The sequence below is a fragment of the Pseudomonas sp. PME37.24/025 genome, from assembly GCF_055556615.1.
Genome location: NZ_JBVHNK010000143.1, coordinates 1 through 276, shown reverse-complemented (window position 1 = coordinate 276; position 276 = coordinate 1). Strand labels below are relative to the sequence as shown.

Below are 276 nucleotides of genomic sequence, written 5' to 3'. Positions count from 1 at the left end.
ATTGCCAAGGGAAAAGTGCAGAGCAGAGGATTGCGGGTTTTGTGCCAGTAATTCTTTAAGTCGTTCCTCGCTTTGCCCGGAATCATGCTCCCGCTTTAAATTGACCAGGCCAGCAAGGGCATCGGCATCCGTCGGATCGGCTTCCAGCAGTTTTGTAAAGTAACTTATGGCCAGACCTGACTGGTTTTGTTTGATGGCAATGGCAGCCAGACCCAATAAGGCGTCGCGTTGAACCGGCTCCTGTCGTAACGTCAGCTGATAGTATTTTTGAGCTTG

General features: G+C 50.4%; 1 protein-coding gene. It reads right to left on the bottom strand.

All coding sequences use genetic code 11. The annotated features are described in order from the left end of the window. A partial coding sequence (locus ACZ3HH_RS29850; protein ID WP_465810163.1) for a tetratricopeptide repeat protein occupies positions 1 to 276 on the bottom strand: 276 nt, incomplete at both ends.